Below are 18,539 nucleotides of genomic sequence, written 5' to 3'. Positions count from 1 at the left end.
TGGCGCCCTGCGCGAAGGTAAGCATCCTATCTTGCGACCTATCCTCTCGACGGTTATACTGTTTTTGAAAAACAGTATAACGCCGGAGTCGAACTTATGAAGTCCATCGACCTCATGTATCAGACGATGCTCGCCGAGCTCGGTCAGCGCTCGCTCGACGCCGCCTGGACGGCCGATCTCCCTCCAGAGGGTCGGTTCACTCCGGCGAACATCAAGGGGCGCAAGTACTGGTACTTCGACATCCCAGATGGACATGGTGGTACGAAACGTCGTTATGTCGGTTCTGCTGAAGATCCGGATATCGCGCGGCGCGTAGCTGATCATAAGCGGGACAAGGACGATCTACGCGCTCGCAGGCGCTTGGTAAATACCCTGACTCGCGAAGGCGGGATGATCGCCCCTGATGCCATGTCGGGCGACATCGTCGAGGCTCTTGCCGATGGCGGTCTCTTTCGGCTCCGAGGTGTTCTCATCGGCACGGTGGCCTTTCAATGCTATGCAGGACTGCTGGGCGTCCGCCTCCCCATGGCTGCGATCCTGACCGGCGATGCGGACATCGCTCAGGACCACGCCATCAGTCGCGAGGTTGAAGACAGTCTGCCTCCGATCGTTGAGCTGCTGCAGGGCGTCGACCCCAGCTTCCGGCCAGTTCCACATCGATCGGGGTCCGCGGCCTCGTCGGCGTTTCAGAACGCCAACGGCTACAGGGTTGAGTTCCTGACGTCGAACCGTGGTTCTGATGACTACATCGACCAGCCGGCGAAGATGCCCGCCCTTGGTGGCGCCAGCGCGGATCCACTACGCTTTCTCGACTTCCTCATAAGGGAACCCGTCAGGACAATGCTGCTCCACCGAAGCGGTGTCTCAGTCGTCGTCCCTGATCCGTCCCGGTATGCGGTCCACAAGCTCATAGTCGCCAGCCGCCGACACACTGACCGGCAGGGACTGGCGAAGCGAGAAAAGGACGTTCGTCAAGCTGCGCTGCTCTTTGAAGCCCTGCAGCAGACAAGGCGATCTGCCGACTTGGCGCTCGTCTACAACGAAGCATGGGAGCGCGGGCCTGCCTGGCAAGAAGGTATTCGAACCGGGGCGGGAATGCTGCCGGCACAAGATGCCGAGCGATTCAACACGGTCCTGATCGAGGGCGCAAAAAGAAACCGCGAAGAAATTGAACTTCCGCTTGGAGTATAGGCTGTCTTCAGCTTCGACAGCCAAGCTGTTGATTTGATTCGAAGAGCCGAAGACAAATATGGTGCCGAGAGTTCGAGGCCCAAGGCGATTTGCACGAGCGGGACAGCTAGAGAAAGCACGTTCGCATCTCGTTTGTTCAAAGACATATCCCGCACAAGCGGGGAGCGGCCGTTTGCAGGGTCTTCTTCTTGACCGCAATCCCAATCATTGAGCGCTGACGCTATCCCCAGCCCAGCCAATTCAGGTGGCGGATCGTGGCTGACGCCGATGAGCACCGTCGCAAACGTTCGACACTTTCAATATTTCTTCTTGCGGACGATCTTGTTGCCGCGGGGTCCGCTCACGACCGGTGTCCGGTCGCGATTTTCTGCAAGCAGGTTCCGCCAGCGTTCCAGGCGATCGGCGACCAGGGCACCGCTTGCGACAGCTGCCTGAACGGCGCACCCCGGTTCATGGGCATGGGTGCAGTCGCGAAAGCGGCAAAGCGGCGCCAGTTCGGTTATTTCAGCAAAGAGGGTGTCGATACCGTCGGTAACATCACTCACGTAAAGCGTCCTTATTCCCGGGGTATCGATGACCCAGCCGCCGCCTGAAATTGCATGCAGGGATCGTGCGGTGGTTGTGTGTCGGCCCTGCGCGTCATATTCGCGGATGGTGCCTGTCTTTTGCTTTGTGTCAGATTCAGGCCCGGTCATGGTGTTCACCAGTGTTGATTTTCCGACACCAGAAGACCCCACCAACGCAACCGTTTGGCCGATGCCGCACCAGGGCCTCAACAGGGAAACGGCGTCCGCGGAGCGCCCATTCAAGGCAATGACAGGCAGGTCACGCTGCAAAGCCTCGGCTTGCGCCTGGAACATGCCGGCATCTTCCGCGGTGTCGGCCTTTGTCAGCACAATCACCGGATTGCTCCCGGCCTGGTTGGCCATGATCAGGTAACGTTCCAGCCGAGCAAGATTAAAATCGGCATTGCACGAGGTCACGATCAACAGGGTGTCGACGTTGGCGGCAACAAGTTGCTGGCCACTCCCGCCTTCCTGTCGTCGCTGAAAGACGCTTTTTCGGTCGAGACGTCTGATGAGCATGTCAGTCAGTGGATCGGCAAGAACCCAGTCGCCGACCGCGTAGTCACCAGTATTGGTATTGGATGGAAATTCCAGTCCGACCGGCCCGGTGACATCGATTGCCTCGATGCGTGCCCGGTGAACGGAAGCGACGCGTCTGGGGATCAAGTCAGCTTCGCTGGGCTGGACCTGGTCCGCGAAGAATTCTGACCACCCAAGCAGTTCCAGCGGCGAAGAAAGTTGGGAGCTGGTCAAATCCTGTTCCACATTCGTTAAGGCTGCCATAAAGGGTTTTCAATGATCTTCCGCGGCTTCTCGCCTAGCTGCGTGGATGATCCCGTTTTGGCATCGAGGTTGCGTAAGCAGCAGCTTCGCCGGGGTAGGGGAAATCGTCCCCGAGCTGACGGTCGCCATCGTAGACTTTGAAGCTGGGCCCTTCAACTTCAACGATCTTATAGCCATTCACGTATTCGATCTTCGGTGTTTTCCAGCCCATCAAAAGCTCTCCGATCCGGTCCGAGGCTCTCTGAAGATGGTGCCAAGACCTCATACTCGGCGGTCCTATCAGGTGCTTCACGATTAGCCAACGCCGGGTCGATCCTGTTCAATGCGAATGTCGATTATTTAATGAAGCGAGCTCATCCTGGAGGAGAAGGAATTCAACGCCCGTATGGCCCGTTTCCGCTCGGAACAGACCATTCTCAAAGAGCGCCTTGAACAGCTAGGGTAATCAAGGCGCCTTCGGATGGCATCGTGGTCACGTCGGTGTACAACGTCGTCGGACCAGGTGAGAAGATCATGGAGATTCTGCCCACAGCAGGCCGGCCAATGATCGAGGCGAGGCTGCAACCGAAGGATATCGACGTGGTCCATACCGGTCAGCACGCGCGACTACGTTTTACGGCCCTCGATGCCCGGCGCACGCCTGAGATTGAGGCAGTGGTGAAACAGGTGTCAGCCGATCGGCTACTCGATCAGGCCACACAGCAGCCCTATTACAGAGCCTCCTCGAGATAACGCAAGACTTGCCCGCGGGCGTCGCCAAGGACGATCTTCATTCGGGGATGCTGTTGAGGTATTCATCAGCACGGGGGACCGGACGTTTTTCGACTACCTGATCAAGCCGTTGCGGGATTCCACGAGCCATGCTTTGTCGAGGATTGAGTTTGATAGTCGCCATCCGCTTCAGCCGGGCTCCTACATCGCTGGCACCCAGCCAGTGCTAGCTCGTTGGCATGGTGTTCCCACTCTGTCCCTTCAAGATGGATCGACGGGAACTCACGAACTACTCTCGGTGATCAGGTGCAAGGCAGAATTGCCCCTTGTAACCGCTGCTGATGACAGCTTGCGATCGAATGTCGCCCGCTGGCCCCCACGCGCCTTGGCTAGCGCAAGCAGATAGGTGTCAGTTACTTGCCCCGATGTTAGAATTTTCGTGGGAGCGATATCACCTGACCCGACAAGGCTCACATCGTCCGGCCAAAAACTGTGACCGGGAGCGACCGCAATTTGCGGACGATCTCCATCACGAGTGACGGTGAACCGGGAGAGTTGGGATATTTGGGGTTGCCGACAATCCGGATGACACCATTTTCGGTAATGGGGCAGGTAGCCCACGCGGTCTGACCCATCGCCGCGAACCATTCGTGCGCATCATCATGGGCTACATGGCCCGGATCGATTAAGGCAATCAGCACATTGACGTCGAGCAGGAAAGTCACTGCAGTTCGTCACGCAAGGCGTTCACGATTTCGAGCGTCACTGGCGGCGCATCCGGCCGAGCTGACAGGAGAGGAATGCCATTGCGCTCGCGGCTGCTGGGCGGTCGGCGCAGAGAACGTCTCGCCAGCTCAGAAATGACCTCGCCGACGCTCCGGTGCTGCTGGGTTGCCATCGCCTTTGCGGCGATCAGGACATCGTCGTCGATTGCCAAGGTCGTTCTCATATCCGCCTCATCACGCATCATATAAAGCAGGTGGCCGGCCTTCTCAAGGTTGATACCGAAAGGACGCACCATTGCGCCAACCTGTTCACCGGCGAAAACGGTTGAAATCGCATTCTCAAATCTGTGCGCGAACCACGGGTCTCCGGTTCGAACCTGCTCAAGGCGAAAGATCGGAAAAATGCGAAAGATCGGCAGAACTATTTAGGTGTTTAGTTGCGAGCATTGGCCGGCTTATGCAATGAAGCGCCTGCCTTTTTGGCCGCCGCCTGAAGACGCTTGTCCCTGGTCCATAACGCCGCTCGCCGATCAAGCAGTATCGAGGCGAGCAAGTGGGCATCTGTATAGCCGATGCCCATACTGAAAATGCCGTGACGATCAATCATTGTCATCACTTCGTCGTGCGTTGCGACGAACGCTTGGCGCTGGGCTGCCAGAAACGCTATCACGCGCCCGCGATCTCGAAGGCTGCCAAGCGCCAGTTCGCCAACTACAGCCGGATGGCAGAGTAGACGATCGTCCTCAATGATCGTCCGAAGTTCCGCATCAACATGGCGGAAATGATCGATCCATATAGAAGTGTCTGCCAGTATCACTTGGCAGCTGCGCTCCGGCGACGTGGAGCTGCCTCTGCATCGGGCATAGTTCCGCCGAGCGCGATGAGGCGTTTTCCGGACTCTACTCGGACAAGCGTCTCCAACGCCTGGCGGACTATAGCAGCGGTTTCTTTTGTGCCGGTCAGGGACCTGGCCCTTTCCATGAGAGTGTCGTCTAGATTGATAGTCGATCGCATCGTTTCTTATCCTTGTCCTGGCGCTTTAACTAGCACCATTTGGTGATAAAATCTACGCCTAGTTCCCACATCGATACCTGAGGACCGCCGAGTGAGAGCCGGAGCTGCGCGACCGCGTGGCGGCTACCGTAGCCGATCAGGTCACTAGCGCTCGCTTGCTTCGACCTATTTCGACATCTTCTGAATCTTCTCGATCTGGCCGTGATCGTCTGCGCGGCAGGCAGGATAACATCCCATTTCCTCAACACGACCCCGGCCGAGCCACTCCGGCAGGCTGTTGCCATTGCTGATGGAAAGCCGGTCAGGATTGGGGGCGGTGCCAGTGTTGTGCGCGACTTCCTCTGAGGCAACGGCCAAAAAGATGTCCGGATGTTCGACGCGATTGTGTAGGTGATCACCATTGGGGTCGCCTCGGGGAAAGCGGCGAACATGCGCTGCCGAAACGACGTGACATCGCCTTTTTGGACTGTTGTGAACCGCCTCACCAGCCATAGCTGAACGTGGCACCACTGCCGTTATCCCCATCCTACACCACGTCGGTTTCAGCATTTCGCCCATACTGGAAAATGCCATAGGCATTGTTGTTGCCGTTCTGCCGCAAGGTCGCGGAATGACCATGGCCCCGCTGCCGGATGAAGCCGAGGTTGCCACGGCCAGCCTGAGCGATACCAGCCGCGTTACCCCGGCCCACCTGTTGGATGTCGGCGTCTTTCAGGCCGCGATAGAGCGAATAGACGCGCAGTCCAGTTGAGAAAAGACCCGCATCCTCGGCGTTGTCCGGTGCGAGGTTGAACGAGATTCGGCCGCCGGCAAAGGCTGGCACAGACAACGCTGCTTGCGCCAGGCTCCCGGCAAGAAGAGTGACGGTAATGATCTTAAACACGTTGCGGCTCATTCTGATCTCCATCCGGCGGCTTCGGCCGATGATCAACTTTCGCATCTTGCAGCTGAACCCAGTCGGAATTGCCCGTTCAGTTGTCGTTCAGTCGTTTCGACCTGAAAGCAAAGGGACGCCGGGAACCGGCGCCCCTTTACGAAAATTGCAGCGTGTGGAGGCCGATTAGTCGCCGCCGATCTGTTTCGTGCAACTGAAACTCCTAGCCCGGATGACGACGTCCAGTGTGGCTTTGTATTTGGCTCCTTTTGAGTCGAGCGAGACCGAACCAAGGATTGCCGTACGTCCCTCGACGGCATCAAAATCGCCACTCTGGTTGATCGTGGAGCTTCCGCCGTCTCCCACTTTTTCGACATGGAAGGTGTACGTCCCCCCGACATACTTGTCGGCGTGGACGAGCGCATCCAATCTGACCATACCTGCTCCAGGCGTTGCTTTGATTTCGCAAAGCTGCGCGCCGTCAGATTGGTTGGCAGTTGTCATGGTGGCAACCGCGCCGACGGCCTGCATCTACGCCTGTGAGGATATTTCGGTCGCCGAACAGTTCGCCGCGATCATGCAAACGGACTATTACCGTCTGTCGGTGACGACGGACGTCACGGGCGTCGAAGCTTGTGCCGCGCTCAAGAATTTCTACGCGATCGGCGTGAGCGCCATGCAGACGCGGTATCCCGATCAAGGACGCGCGGACGGCCAATCCAAGAATCCGACGGCTGCAGTCTTCACCCAGGCAACTTTGGAAATGGCCAGACTATGCAAGAGGCTGGGCGGGCAAACCACAACGGCATTCGGGCTGGCCGGACTGGGCGATCTGCACGTCACTGTTGGCGGAGGGCGTAACAGCCGCCTCGGCCAGGGATTGGGAACTGGCCGCACAGTCGTTGAAATGTTGTCGAGCGAACTGTTTGGCGAAACGGTCGAAGGTGTGGATACAGCGCGAGTTCTGGCGAATATGGCGCTTGAGAAGCAACATACCGATGAAGATCCGCTCGCTTATTTCCCTCTGGCGTCTGCCATCATGGACGCCGTTCTTCAGCAGAAACGCTTCTCGTTGGATTTTTCAAACCTCATTGTCCAGTAAACCGGGTCGTTGATTTCCAGTGAATCTGTCAGTATTTATTGGAAGTCGCTAATGGACTGCACAAAGCAACTCGGGCAGCATATGTGCATCGTGAGATTCTGTTTCGATGGATCGGATTTGTCTACCCGCCGGTTAAACCGGCGATGAAAGCACGCCGATGCGCGCCACGCTCTTGATCACGTAAAGCTCTTGACAAAGTAAATATGGCCGCCGCCCATGTGGTGAGACACCGGAAAAAGATCGCGTCTGACGCGGCAAATTTAAAGCGAACCTATCAATCGCTAGAGGCACTGAGTGTGTTCCGGCGTGCAAATTAAAATTGGATGCCGATTGACAGACCACCATTACGGTGACCGCGATCACAGGCAATTCCTGATCGATGAGCACTGGGATCCGGAAAAGATCGAACGTATCATGGCAGACGAGCCGAAATCATAACTGTCGCGGCCCTCACTGGGTGGATGCCGTGCTTGCTTGCGAGAGTCCGAGGAAAGCGACTCCAGACTGCCGAAACGCACCGACCATCTTTCAAGTATAGGAAAAACTACCAACTCGGCGCTGGTGGATAGCGGTGATTTGGCGGCATGCTCCCTCCGCTTCACCAGCACCTGAAATTACCCGCTTTGTGTCAGCACCCCAGCGAAAATTGTAGCGGGCTCCATCAGGATCGTGCGCCTGGCTCCACTAGCTAGCCATCGGGCGGCACGCAGCGAGACATGAAACTTATTCGGGGGAGCAATTAATCTCTGTGCTGTCTTGGGTTGGGACATTGCGAGTGCGAGTAGGCACCCAGCAGTTCGGCTCGTTGCCAAGCAACATCTGGAAAAAGCCAGCCGCGTATTCCGTATCGTTACTCGCATTCTCCCGGAAAGACCACCAACTACGAAGATCATCAACCATCTCGCTGACTTGGACGTCGATGTGAAACTCCTGGTTCATCGTCGCTGCGTATACCGTCAAACAAAACGTCGTAGCGACATATCCTTCAGGCCAAAACGCAGCTGCCGATGTCGGATCGACGCCGGCGGGGGCACATGCTGCCCTAATCGGCATGTCCCCTACGAGTTCGCGCAATAAAAGAGAGGGTGCGAATCGAAAAAAGTCGTGTCGCTCTACCTCTCCTTTGGCTTCTGACGATCGATACTTTCCGGCCAACGAACGAATGCTCCAGCCAGCTTGATGTCGTCAACGCGAAAATCGCACTCCATCGCTTTGCCGCACTGATCGGACGAAACCGGGACACCGGCGGTGGTCGTGGTAAAGTTCTTGTCGGACATGAATTTCCCCTTGGTTTGTCATCTGGTTTGGAACTCCTGGGTTTGGAAGAACCAATCGGACACCCGAGCGACTATGCATACTGCCAAGGCACGCATGTGGACCGGTAAACCGCAAGCTAGCTGATCGTGAGAACATCAGCTTTCGCGAGCTTGGCGAATATCATCGTGAAATTGCGAAGGCACGTTAATGAGCGGCCTTCACATCAGTGGGAAATGGTCATGAGAGCGGCGGACGGCGACACCTTTTATGGGCGGTGGCGCCCGCACATGGCACCTTCACTCGATTTCATAGACGGAGATCTCTTCGTCAAACCCGCGTAGCCACCGCCAGGAATGAACGATGCCGACTTCTTGCCCCTTAAACAGCGACCGGACGCCCGCGTCTGCCAGCACAGCTTCGGTAGCAACGATCTTCTCGATGTCGGCCAGTCCCTGCACACGCGATGCGATGTTGACTGTCTGCCCAAAATAATCCTGCCGTTCATTGAGGGTCACGGCAACGCAGGAGCCGGCATGTAGTCCTATCTTGAGCAGAATGTCTTCGCTGCCGCGCTGTGCATTGAGTTCGGTCATCGCCTTTTTCATGAGAAGTGCAGCCGCCATGCCGTCGGACGGTGTGGGGAACGATGCCATGACCGCGTCGCCGATGGTCTTTACCGTCGCCCCGGAATTCCGCGCGATGATGTCGGTTAGCACATGGAAATGTGCCCGGATCAGGTCGAACGCTGCGAGATCGCCGATGCGCTTGTAAAGCGCCGTCGATCCTTTCAAGTCGGTGAACAGGAATGTCAGGCTGGTGATGCGGAAGTGCTGGTTAATGTCGAGCACGTCCGTTTGGTATAGATCGCGGAATGTCTGGTGGCTGAGCAACCGCTTGGCGCTCAGAGACGGCACCCGTCGGCTGACGAGCGTGCGCAATGCGTCGCCTACAAGCCACAGGATCGGCATTGCGCGTTGCGCTGTCCTGTTTTCCAGCGTGAGCTCAAGCGGGCCTGGCGCCACCTCTATCTGAGGGCGTTCTTCCACTCCTTCGGCGAGAGCGATCGTCAGCGTTTGTGGAACCTCCTGCAGTGTCCCAACGACGCGAAGCAGGGTAGAGCTGTGTGTCACCGGGTCAAAAACCACCACGAACCCCTCGGTCATACGCAGCGTTCGGGTTGCGAAGGAGCCGGCCGGCAACTCGATCGCATCCAGCGCAACTCCGTTGACAACTGGCCGGAGGTCGGCAGGCAGATCGCTCCCGGAACTCCAGTAGACCTGGCGGACATAGTCCCACAGTGGCAGGGTATCCGGCTCGTGGGCGGAGATGGGACGCAATTTCGGGCTGACAGTAAAGGTCACCTCGACACTGTCATCGAGCATCGTCTGACAGTCGGCAGCGCAGAGCCCACATCGGTAGTGCAGATCGTTTAGTGCTTTAAGGGAATTAGCCGAATGCAGGATGCCGCCACACCCGCCGCAGACGACGTTCCAGGCCAGATCGACGATCCCGATTTGGGTCGCGTGAAGGAAGGCCCCGATGCAGGCCGTCTCGTCAAGGCCAGCCTCCACGGCGAAAGCGAGCGGATTGATGCGGTTCACGCAAAAGTCCGACGCTTTGCATAAAAGACGTTCGATGGCCTCCGAAGTCCGGCCATCGCAACGTTGTTTCAGGAGTGAAAATTGAGCCGCTGAGTTGTTCATTCGACTAACCGTCTTTCAGAGGCCGCCCTGACGAAGCATTCGCTCGTGTGCCCACTGGCATCATCATATTGGCGGTCGGACTTTCCGCTAATCAATCGAGCTTCCCATTTTCCGATTGACGATCGCGGCGCCCGCAAGGAACAGAACGGCCGTGCCTAGATTCCATCCGAGGATCATTGCTGTGGCATCAAGCGGATGGAACATCGACAGGGCCGTCGCGGTGATTGCCGAAACCGCAAGGCTTCCCATGAGAATGACAGACGTTGGCCGGAGTGCAGCCGTGTAACGCAGCATCGCCAGCATCAAAAGCGACAGCGGCAGGCTGGTCAGGACGAGTGTCGCGAGGCAACCGGATGCCGCTTCGACCGTGATAGCTCCGGGCGGAACGGGCACCCAGCCGGCGAAGCACTGATAGCCGATGGTTGACAGCCACACGAGGAGCGGCGGGGCCGGTAACAGAAGCCATCGGCGGGGTCGGTCCGGCAGGCTGGCAAAGAAGGTGGCGATGGTCGCAAGAACCCCGGTCAGCAGCGACGAGATCATGTTAATGGCGAATACGGCATCCTGCATGCGCTCGGCGAATTGCGGCCGGACGCCATGACTAATCGTCATAAGGCCCATGATCACTGCGGCGATCAGAAGCCATCCCATCGCGCGGAGCAGCGGCGGCCGAAGACGCCTGACGGGGGTTGCATTGGTGGCGAGGGAATGGATCAAGTCCGACGTCTCCATCACGAATCCCTCCGATCCGAAAGCAGGGCACGCAAATTCTGAAGTGCCCTATACGTTGCCATTTTCAGGGATGCCACCGATAGCCCGGTAACATCGGAGGCCTCCTTCAACGACATTTCCTTGAGTTTCAGGAGATCGACGGCCTTCTGCTGGATCGGCGGCAAAACCTTGATGGCTTCAGTCAGTTTGTGTTTGTCGGGCGTGCCATCGTTTTCATCGGGCGCCATTGCCGCATCGTGTTCGGCAGTGAGTGGAGCCTCGCGCTGCGTTTGCCGACCACGCCGGCGCAGTCGGTCGACGGCGCGACGATTGGCGATACCAACGAGCCAGGGACCGAACGGACGCGAAGGGTCGTAGGTGTGCCGGATCGAATGGAGGGTAAGCAAGATGTCCTGCACTGTATCTTCGATGTCCCAAGGGTCCCTATGCCACCGTCTGACCCTTGATCTAAGATAGGGCGTGATTTCCTGAAGAAGACGGAGATAGGCCACGGTATCGCCATCCTGCGTACGCGCCATGAGAATAGTCCAGTCGAGGTCGCGGGATGCGGCGGTCTCCTCGTCCTGCAAACGATCTCTCTCTTTCGTTCGGGTGCGCTGCCCATCCGAGGTCACAACGGTAAGGCGCTTGCGCTTTTCATCCTTCATCCCCGCACCCTCACAGGCGCGAGCCGGTTAAACATGATCTTACAGCAGGGCATTACCATGTCGACCCCGACGGACGGAAGTCATTGACCATGCGTCTGACCCCGCAATCGACGGAAATTGCGCCGGGGCCAACCGCGATGACGCCCAGGGCCAAAGCTGCCCAGTAGAGGTGGAAGTTGGCCCAGCCATCCGGAAACACCAGTTGGATCACGCCTGTCATGACCAACAGGCCGAGTGCGGCAAAGCGCGTTGCGAGACCGACGATCAGCAGAATCGGCAACACGATCTCTGCAATCGCGGTTAACAACGCAAGTTGGTCCGGCACGGGAAAGGCATACTCGCCGCCGAAGATATGAAGCCTGAACTGTTCCTCAAACAGAAACAGCGTGCCCGGCGACAGGGATAGGAAACCGTCCCATCGTGTGAAGCCGGAGCGAAGGAAGGGAAGCGCCAAGGTGATGCGCAACACCGGCGGTGCGATCCATCGTGCGATCATACTGAAATGGAGATGCGCTTGATGGATGGTCGCGACGATTTTGCTCACCAATGTCGGTTGCGAATTCATGCGATCTCCAACGGTCGGATCGGCCGCATATGGTAGCCGATGATTGCACCTGACTCGATCATGCCATGAAGCGTACCGGCAAGATCGAAACGCGGACTGGCGGACAACCCCTGCCTGAGCGCATCGACGATTAGCGAACCTGCCTGCAGAGCCTCCATGAAAGCGGTGGTACCCGCTGGTAGACGCCGAACCTCGACATCCGCTTCGGGACGAACGATGAGCGCATCCTCTCCGCCTTCATCCAGATCGATTTGCGCATCTTCAACGCCATCGATGTTCACCTGCCAGATGCTCACGATCGGGAAAGCAGACCTTACGATGCGAACGGATGGATGAAGGGCGAACCGTAGCGCTGGCAGGTCGCCCGGCTGCAGCTGACTGAGAACAGAAGGTGACAGCGGCGTTGCTTCGGTTGCGTGGTATGCTTCCACCCATGCCCGCTCGAGCCGGGCAACATCTCCGAGATAGGGGAGCACAGCTGCGGGTTCGAAGCCTGAGATGAAGGCGGGAAAGCCAGATCCGTAGTCGAGCATGATCGGAGAGGCCGGCGGTTCCGCCAACACATATAAACGCGCCATGGCAGCGAAGAATTCCTCGCCAACAAGGCGGTGGACCACAGGATACGCCGCCTTCAGGGTTTCGATCAACCCGACCACGACATTGTTGCGGTAAACGGCGAACCGCTTGACGCTTGGCAGTCCGTCCGGACCGACCAGACCTGACGGGATGGGTAATTCCGGACGTAGCAGTGCTCTGGCGAAGTCGGCTTGCCGGTCGGCGAACCCGTCCATGCCAATATCGTGTTCGGAGTTCGCCAAGCTCGCAGTCAATTTGCGAATCGAGCCGGTAATTCTCGGTATCGACATACGGCCCTCCTGCGGAGTTAGCATGCGTGGGCCGGGATGGCTGCACGCCGGTGAATGTTGCCGATGTCGGCCATGATCAGTTCAGCGCGCTCCGCCTCGGCCTTCAGTGTCGGCCAGTCAGGCAGACCGGCATCCCATTCGATCAAGGTTGGAACCGGACCAATGCGCTCGATCGTATGGGCGAACAAACCCCAGACGGTTTCCGCAACGGGACGGTCATGAGCGTCGATCAGCAGCGGGCGGCCCTCCTCGTCGGCGTCGGGCGCGAAACCGGCCAGATGGATCTCCTGCACATGAGAAAGGGGATAGGCATTGAGATAGACGATCGGGTTCCAGTCCTGATTGGCGCAGGCGACGTGAATGTTGTTCAGGTCCAGCAGGAGACCGCATCCGGTCCGTCGGACAATTTCCGCAATGAAATCGGTCTCTGTCCAGGTGCTTTCGGCGAAGGCCAGGTAAGTGGAAGGGTTCTCCAGCAGCATCTGGCGCCCGAGTGCTTCCTGCACCTGATCGACATGCTCCACGACGCGCATGAGTGTCTCGTCCGTATAGGGTAGAGGAAGAAGGTCGTTGAGAAAGCCGACGTCGTGGCTCGACCAGGCGAGGTGCTCGGAGAAAAGCGCCGGGGAGTACCGGTCGATCAACTGTCTCAGGCGGGCGAGATGGTCATTGTCCAGATGACGGGCCGCGCCGATCGACAGACCAACACCGTGGAGCGACAGCGGATAGCGCTCGCGGATCGCTGAAAGGTAACGATGAGGTGGGCCACCTGCACCCATATAGTTCTCTGCATGCACCTCGAAAAAGCCGACATCGGGCGAGGTCTGCATGATCGTCCGGTAGTGCTCAGCCTTCAGGCCGACGCCGGCGCGTTTCGGCATCATTGTCTGCGAGGTTTTAAGGGTTCGTTCCGGCATGCGTTCACCTTGACTTATACAGGGCCGATACGTTGGGGATGGCCGGGCCTTCGGGGCCCGGCCGGAAGGCCATTAGACCTTGGGCTTCAGGCTGCCTGCGCCATTCGGGGTCGAGATGCCCGTGCAAGTGCCGGTCGGAACCAGCTTGAAGGCATTGCCCTGGTAGTCGGCGGCGCTGGTGCCCGCGCAGGTCGTACCGGCACCTGCGAAGCAATCGTTCTGGCCCTTGAGCGCGACGCCGAAGCAAGGCTCGACCTTGCCAGACTTTACCTTGACGGTGTTGTCGGCCTGAATTTTCTTCTGCTGCTCCGTGAAGTCCTGGGCATGGGCCGGGACGACGGCAAGCGTACCGAAGGCGGCGGCGAAGGCACCAGCCACCAGCGTAGACATCAGACGATCGGACATATTGGTTCTCCTGAAGGTTAGGCCAGCACTTTCAATTGCTGGCGACGACGGCCGGGTTCGACCTGTCTGTATGGAAGTTCGATGCAAGTTCCCCCGAGGTAACGCGGCTTCGGAGAAATATTTGTCTGGCCGATTTTTGATGCTCGCATGTGGGCCGGAAAAACGGGATTCGAGCCTCCAAGCGCGCTATGCTGCTGGCTTCGACGCAATCACTGTGCTCGGATGGAGTTGGGGTTCTGCGGCCAGCAACTCGGGCACGGTCGCGAAAATCTGGCTTGCGGCGCTGCCCGTCATATGGGCGTTGAGACTTCCTTCGCTGTCGAAGAGGTCGACGAGGAAGATCGTGTCCATACTGGCGTTCGAGCGCAGGACGAGCCAGAGCGTCGTGCCTGCTTCCGCCTCGACCGCGGGAAGTGCTGCCGCGATTCTTTTTGCTGCTTCCTCGCCCAGGCCCGGCTTGGCTTTGAACACAACGACGCCTGCTATTCCTGTCATGGATAATTCCTTTCTGTGGCGGTTTGGATGACTTGGCCGTCAGACTTCACAGATGAAGGTTCGCTGCGGGCCGAGAGAGGTAACGCGGGATCTGACGAATGCGCCAATCGGTCTTCCGGTTCATGAGCCAGCAGACACTTTTGGCTCGCTATGGAACCTGTCGCCGTTCCCTATTCGGGCTTCGATCGCCGGCACGCTCCCAGATCCCCGACGGACGACCAGAGCAAGGATCAGCGCCGATGCGGCAAGGAGGGCTGAGGCAATGGGGATCGCGATGCCCATTGCCTGCGCTCCGCCGGCAATGACGAGAATTCATTTGTGCCAGCCACATTGCGAATTGCCCGTAAATCATATATATTCTTTCGGAGGAGAATATTAATTATGGCTGCAGGACTTCGCGAATACACACCCACTGAGGCGGCTGCCGTGAGTGAGATCGGCATTAAGTCGGTACACAACGCGATCGACAAACGAATCATTGGAAGCCCCTCTACCGGCCACCGAAGCCGAGCGATCACTGACGACGATCTGCTGCGCCTGAAACTCTGGTTCGGCGTCGGCTCAATCCTTTCCGCTGAGCGCCGGAAGCGCCTCTTTGCCGCCATCGACGAAAATCCTGAAGCCGACACGGTCAGAGCAGACGACTATCTGATCGTCGACGTCGCGAGAGCGAGGGAGCACTTGGCCGCGCGTGGCGAAGCACTCAGGGAAGCGGACAAGATCATCCACAGCGTGAAAGGTGTGGTTGGCGGTGAGCCGGTCTTCAAAGGAACGCGCGTTCCTGTCCGAACAATCGCTGCGATGAAATTGCAAGGCGCTCCCACGGACGAGATCGTCGAGGGCTATCCGGCTCTCACTGCGCGCATGGTGGACCTCGCCGAAATCTGGGTAGCGGCTCATCCTGCCCGTGGGCGGCCACGAAAGTTGTCGGAGCAGGGACTGAAAGTGAAGTCGGTGAAGCGTTTGCCTCTCGGAAAGGCCGGTACCGAAAAGCCCTCGGGCACGGCTACGTGAAGTTTCTCGTCGATGAATGCTTGCACACATCGCTCGTGGCCGTGGCTCAACATCACGGCCACGATTGCTTCCACGTCAATTGGCTGGGCCTGAGCGGCGAGACCGATTGGGATCTGATGCCTCGGATCGTCGCGGAAGATTTTACCTTCGTGACGAACAATGCCCGTGACTTCAGGAAACTCCATGCGCGAGAGGATCTGCATGCTGGCTTGGTGATCATCGTGCCGCAGGTTCTGCCGATGCAGCAGCGGGAATTGTTCACGCTCGTTCTGCGGGAGCTCGCCGGATCTCCGGATCTGGTGAACGAGGTGATCGAGATCGCCATCGAAGAGGGCGAGGCTCTGCTGACGCGCTATGCACTGCCAGAGTGAAGATCAATTTCCGCCAATGCGGGACAGATTGGTTAGAATCCGCGCGCGCCCTATTCGCCCGGCTTCGGGCATCAGGCGTCCAGCCAGACACGCGTCGCGACGTAGCCGTTCGACATATCGTTGCCGATGTCGTCGACATAGCCCTTCAGCGTCTTCGACGAGGCCATGATGTTGTCGTTGAAGACGGGCAGGATCAGACCGCCATCGTCTCGCACCATCAAAGCCAGCTGTCGATAAAGCACCTTGCGCTTGGCTTCATCGAGCTCAGACCGCGCCTGCAATACCAACTTGTCGAAGTCAGGCTGCTTGAAATGCGTGTCGTTCCATTCGGCGGTCGATAGATAGGAGGTGGAATAGCGCGAATCCTGTGTCGGGCGACCGCCCCAGAAGGAGGCGCAGAAGGGCTGCTTGTTCCAGACATTAGTCCAGTAGCCGTCTTCCGGTTCGCGCTTCACGTCGATCGTGATCCCGGACTTGCGCGCGCTTTGCTGGAACAGGATCGCCGCATCCACGGCGCCCGGGAAGGCTGCGTCGGAGGTGCGCAACAGAATTGGACGGTCGAGACCCGATTTCTTGAAGTAGAAGGCGGCCTTGTCGGGATCATAGGGCCGTTGCTCGATATCGGTCGGCGCCAGGGGGTAGTTGGAGTTGACCGGATAGTCGTTGCCGATCGTTCCATAGCCGGCGAGAACCTTGTCCAGGATCGACTGACGATCGATGGCATATTTCAACGCGAGACGAAGGTCGCTGTTGTCGAAGGGCGCCGTGTCGCAATGCATCAGGAAGCAGTAGAAGCCCTTGCCTGCATTCCGGATGATACTCACAGTCGGTGCCCGCTGCAGCATGGGAACTGTCTTCGGGTCGATGCTGTTGACGAAATGGACCTGGCCGGAGGCAAGCGCCGCAACGCGCGCGGTGTTGTCGTTGATGACGAGTATTTCGACGCTGTCGACAAAGCCGCGGTCGGAGCGCCAATCTTTTGGGTTTTTCTCGAATGTGGCGCGGACCCCGGGTTCGAAGCTTTTCAGAATGTAAGGACCGGTGCCGACTGCTGCTGCCGGATTTTCGACGCCGCCCTTGGGTTGGATAATCAGGTGGTAGTCGGTGAGAAGGAGAGGCAGATCCGCATTGCCTTCCGAAAGCGTCAGGACAAGGTCGCCCGCCTTTTCTTCAATGCTTGCAATTGACGCCATGAGCCCAAGAGCGCCCGACTGCGAGTTTTTGTCCGCGTGCCGCTTCAGCGTCGCAACAATGTCGGCGACGGTCATCTTGCTGCCGTCGTGAAACCGTACATCGTTCCTGATCTTGAAGGTCCAGATCGAAGCATCCGTCGACGGCGTCCAGGAGGTTGCCAGCGAGGGCAGGGGTGCGCCAGTCTTGGGGTCGGATTCGATAAGTGTGTCGCCCCAGAGGCGGCCAATGACGAACAGTACCGAGGCACTGTATGTTGCCGGGTCGAGCGCGTCGCTGGTGGCGCCGCCCTTGAGGCCAAGCTTCAGATGGCCGCCACGCTTGGCTTCCTGCCCCCGTGCGTCACGCGGCATCAGGAGGCCCGAGGCGAGGACCGGCAAGGCGCCGAGCGCGACGGCACCGCCGAGGAAGTGGCGGCGGCCGATTCTTGGCTGCGAAGATAGATCCTTTTGATGCGTCATGACGGTTCCCTCTTTTTCATTTGTGAGTGGGAACGTAGAGGTAGGGCCGGCTCACGCAATTTCGCGACTTGACGCAGCCTTAAGCGAGTTTACGCTAGTTCACGAGAAGACGGAGTTACGGATGCCTCACCTGGTCGAGAACCTCAAAATCGCCTGCGCAACGCAACGTTCAATTTCGCATCTGTGCCGTGCAATCGATATCAACCGGCAACAATTCAATCGATACATCAACGGCCAGACGAGGCCTTCCGCCCATAATCTGGCTCGCATCGCCAACTATTTCGATCTTGATGCAGCCGACTTTGGCCTCGCTCCCAAGCAGTTTCGCGAGCGACTTCACAAACCCGTCCTCGGTAGCAACGGAGGTTCAGAGCTTCTCAAAGCGTTTCCCGGAAACCTAGCCGCGCTCAGGCGTCATATCGGTTATTTTCAGACCTATTATCGTTCGCCATCCTGGCCCGGGATGGTTGTCTGTTCGTGCAGCCGCCTCATCGAGCAGGGTGGATTGGTGCAGGCCAAATCGATGGAGCGGCTTCGAGACCTCGGAAGCGGCATTCAACAGTTTTCGAAATATCTCGGCTTGGCGGCCTTCTATCGGAACCGGATCTTCATCACGCAGCGTGTCGTCGGACCGAACGCCATGATGTCGCAGACTATCCTCCTGCCATTCGACGAGTATCAGCGCGTCTATCTACGTGGGACGACGATGGGAATTTCGTGGCGAAGGGAAAACCTCCCCTATGCCTCGCGGATGATCTGGCGGCATGTCGGCACCGAGCCAGACTTGCGTGAACTTCTTGCGCGCTGTGGACCTGTCCCGCTATCGTCGCGCCAGCTACCACCGACGGTGCGCTCATTCCTCGAGGATCCAGCTGCAGAAGTATATGAGGTGCCCGCAGAGTATTGAGAAAAGTCCGGGGGGCGATGTCACAACGGCCGCCATCGTATC

24 protein-coding genes and 1 pseudogene are annotated in these 18,539 nt (G+C 58.2%); 6 read left to right on the top strand and 19 right to left on the bottom strand.

Annotated features, from left to right (window positions below; translation table 11 throughout):
• Positions 1-96 precede the first annotated feature (96 nt).
• Positions 97-1,191 carry a GSU2403 family nucleotidyltransferase fold protein gene (locus MOV76_RS02200; RefSeq protein ID WP_247263687.1) on the top strand — a complete coding sequence of 365 codons (1,095 nt, stop codon included), beginning with the start codon at positions 97-99 and terminating at the stop codon, positions 1,189-1,191.
• Between the two features lie 296 nt (positions 1,192-1,487).
• Here the strand turns inward: MOV76_RS02200 and rsgA are convergent, their stop codons facing one another.
• A complete protein-coding gene (gene rsgA / locus MOV76_RS02195; protein WP_247263686.1) occupies positions 1,488-2,540 on the bottom strand; it encodes a ribosome small subunit-dependent GTPase A in 1,053 nt (350 codons plus the stop codon).
• A gap of 34 nt (positions 2,541-2,574) precedes the next feature.
• Positions 2,575-2,751 (bottom strand): hypothetical protein, encoded by a 177-nt coding sequence (locus MOV76_RS02190; protein WP_247263685.1) that lies wholly within the window; start codon positions 2,749-2,751, stop codon positions 2,575-2,577.
• Between the two features lie 257 nt (positions 2,752-3,008).
• Here MOV76_RS02190 and MOV76_RS02185 point away from each other — a divergent pair, with 257 nt between their 5' ends.
• Positions 3,009-3,272, top strand: a complete 264-nt coding sequence (locus MOV76_RS02185; RefSeq protein WP_245277491.1) for an HlyD family secretion protein — start codon at positions 3,009-3,011, stop codon at positions 3,270-3,272.
• A gap of 261 nt (positions 3,273-3,533) precedes the next feature.
• On the opposite strand, the pseudogene MOV76_RS02180 reads toward MOV76_RS02185, so the two are convergent.
• The 7 genes and pseudogenes from MOV76_RS02180 to csgH form a co-directional block, all read right to left on the bottom strand.
• Positions 3,534-3,976, bottom strand: a pseudogene (locus tag MOV76_RS02180) (TA system VapC family ribonuclease toxin).
• Positions 3,973-4,200, bottom strand: coding sequence for a CopG family transcriptional regulator (locus MOV76_RS02175; protein ID WP_112907822.1), 228 nt, complete (start codon positions 4,198-4,200; stop codon positions 3,973-3,975). Before MOV76_RS02175 ends, MOV76_RS02180 begins: the two are co-directional and overlap by 4 nt.
• A gap of 209 nt (positions 4,201-4,409) precedes the next feature.
• The gene (locus MOV76_RS02170; protein WP_018245324.1) at positions 4,410-4,793 is read right to left on the bottom strand and encodes a type II toxin-antitoxin system VapC family toxin; all 384 of its coding nucleotides are present in this window, start codon (positions 4,791-4,793) and stop codon (positions 4,410-4,412) included.
• On the bottom strand, positions 4,790-4,990 hold the full coding sequence (locus MOV76_RS02165; protein ID WP_018245323.1) for a type II toxin-antitoxin system VapB family antitoxin: 201 nt from the start codon (positions 4,988-4,990) through the stop codon (positions 4,790-4,792). Before MOV76_RS02165 ends, MOV76_RS02170 begins: the two co-directional genes overlap by 4 nt.
• Before the next feature lie 165 nt (positions 4,991-5,155).
• Positions 5,156-5,500 (bottom strand): hypothetical protein, encoded by a 345-nt coding sequence (locus MOV76_RS02160; RefSeq protein WP_165548379.1) that lies wholly within the window; start codon positions 5,498-5,500, stop codon positions 5,156-5,158.
• A 16-nt stretch (positions 5,501-5,516) separates the two neighbouring features.
• The gene (locus MOV76_RS02155) at positions 5,517-5,885 is read right to left on the bottom strand and encodes a curlin (protein ID WP_065275915.1); all 369 of its coding nucleotides are present in this window, start codon (positions 5,883-5,885) and stop codon (positions 5,517-5,519) included.
• A gap of 165 nt (positions 5,886-6,050) precedes the next feature.
• A complete protein-coding gene (gene csgH / locus MOV76_RS02150) occupies positions 6,051-6,395 on the bottom strand; it encodes a curli-like amyloid fiber formation chaperone CsgH (protein ID WP_112907636.1) in 345 nt (114 codons plus the stop codon).
• Between csgH and MOV76_RS02145 the strand changes: the two genes are divergently transcribed.
• Entirely contained in the window at positions 6,367-6,966 is a 600-nt protein-coding gene (locus MOV76_RS02145) for a hypothetical protein (RefSeq protein WP_408987976.1), read from the top strand. The two genes, csgH and MOV76_RS02145, sit on opposite strands and share 29 nt — an antisense overlap.
• Positions 6,967-8,078: 1,112 nt before the next feature.
• On the opposite strand, the gene MOV76_RS02140 is transcribed toward MOV76_RS02145, so the two are convergent.
• The 9 genes from MOV76_RS02140 to MOV76_RS02100 form a co-directional block, all read right to left on the bottom strand.
• Positions 8,079-8,243: a hypothetical protein gene (locus MOV76_RS02140; protein WP_247263684.1), complete on the bottom strand. Its 165-nt coding sequence runs from the start codon at positions 8,241-8,243 to the stop codon at positions 8,079-8,081.
• A 276-nt stretch (positions 8,244-8,519) separates the two neighbouring features.
• Positions 8,520-9,926: an adenylate/guanylate cyclase domain-containing protein gene (locus MOV76_RS02135; protein WP_113544109.1), complete on the bottom strand. Its 1,407-nt coding sequence runs from the start codon at positions 9,924-9,926 to the stop codon at positions 8,520-8,522.
• A gap of 87 nt (positions 9,927-10,013) precedes the next feature.
• A complete protein-coding gene (locus MOV76_RS02130; RefSeq protein WP_131703275.1) occupies positions 10,014-10,658 on the bottom strand; it encodes an NrsF family protein in 645 nt (214 codons plus the stop codon).
• Positions 10,658-11,305, bottom strand: a complete 648-nt coding sequence (locus MOV76_RS02125) for a sigma-70 family RNA polymerase sigma factor (protein ID WP_113544107.1) — start codon at positions 11,303-11,305, stop codon at positions 10,658-10,660. Before MOV76_RS02125 ends, MOV76_RS02130 begins: the two co-directional genes overlap by 1 nt.
• Before the next feature lie 52 nt (positions 11,306-11,357).
• Positions 11,358-11,801, bottom strand: coding sequence for a DoxX family protein (locus MOV76_RS02120; RefSeq protein ID WP_408987977.1), 444 nt, complete (start codon positions 11,799-11,801; stop codon positions 11,358-11,360).
• Positions 11,802-11,866: 65 nt separating this feature from the next.
• Positions 11,867-12,736 carry a DNA-binding domain-containing protein gene (locus tag MOV76_RS02115; protein WP_309506037.1) on the bottom strand — a complete coding sequence of 290 codons (870 nt, stop codon included), beginning with the start codon at positions 12,734-12,736 and terminating at the stop codon, positions 11,867-11,869.
• A gap of 17 nt (positions 12,737-12,753) precedes the next feature.
• Entirely contained in the window at positions 12,754-13,653 is a 900-nt protein-coding gene (locus MOV76_RS02110; protein ID WP_113544105.1) for a DUF692 domain-containing protein, read from the bottom strand.
• 72 nt (positions 13,654-13,725) lie between these two features.
• Positions 13,726-14,058 carry a DUF2282 domain-containing protein gene (locus MOV76_RS02105; protein WP_113544104.1) on the bottom strand — a complete coding sequence of 111 codons (333 nt, stop codon included), beginning with the start codon at positions 14,056-14,058 and terminating at the stop codon, positions 13,726-13,728.
• A 186-nt stretch (positions 14,059-14,244) separates the two neighbouring features.
• Entirely contained in the window at positions 14,245-14,553 is a 309-nt protein-coding gene (locus MOV76_RS02100; protein ID WP_113544103.1) for a putative quinol monooxygenase, read from the bottom strand.
• A 381-nt stretch (positions 14,554-14,934) separates the two neighbouring features.
• Here MOV76_RS02100 and MOV76_RS02095 point away from each other — a divergent pair, with 381 nt between their 5' ends.
• Complete coding sequence (locus tag MOV76_RS02095) at positions 14,935-15,567, top strand: DUF433 domain-containing protein (RefSeq protein ID WP_018444521.1); 633 nt, start codon at positions 14,935-14,937, stop codon at positions 15,565-15,567.
• A complete protein-coding gene (locus tag MOV76_RS02090) occupies positions 15,564-15,938 on the top strand; it encodes a DUF5615 family PIN-like protein (protein WP_018245318.1) in 375 nt (124 codons plus the stop codon). The genes MOV76_RS02095 and MOV76_RS02090 overlap by 4 nt, the downstream gene beginning before the upstream one ends.
• A 71-nt stretch (positions 15,939-16,009) precedes the next feature.
• On the opposite strand, the gene MOV76_RS02085 is transcribed toward MOV76_RS02090, so the two are convergent.
• A complete protein-coding gene (locus tag MOV76_RS02085; protein ID WP_247263682.1) occupies positions 16,010-17,590 on the bottom strand; it encodes an ABC transporter substrate-binding protein in 1,581 nt (526 codons plus the stop codon).
• 121 nt (positions 17,591-17,711) lie between these two features.
• Between MOV76_RS02085 and MOV76_RS02080 the strand changes: the two genes are divergently transcribed.
• Positions 17,712-18,497, top strand: a complete 786-nt coding sequence (locus MOV76_RS02080) for a helix-turn-helix transcriptional regulator (RefSeq protein WP_018245316.1) — start codon at positions 17,712-17,714, stop codon at positions 18,495-18,497.
• Positions 18,498-18,539: the final 42 nt, after the last annotated feature.

Source organism: Rhizobium sp. PRIMUS64, assembly GCF_023006465.1.
In the GTDB taxonomy this organism is placed as follows: domain Bacteria; phylum Pseudomonadota; class Alphaproteobacteria; order Rhizobiales; family Rhizobiaceae; genus Rhizobium; species Rhizobium leguminosarum.
This window is presented reverse-complemented; position numbering and strand designations above follow the sequence as displayed.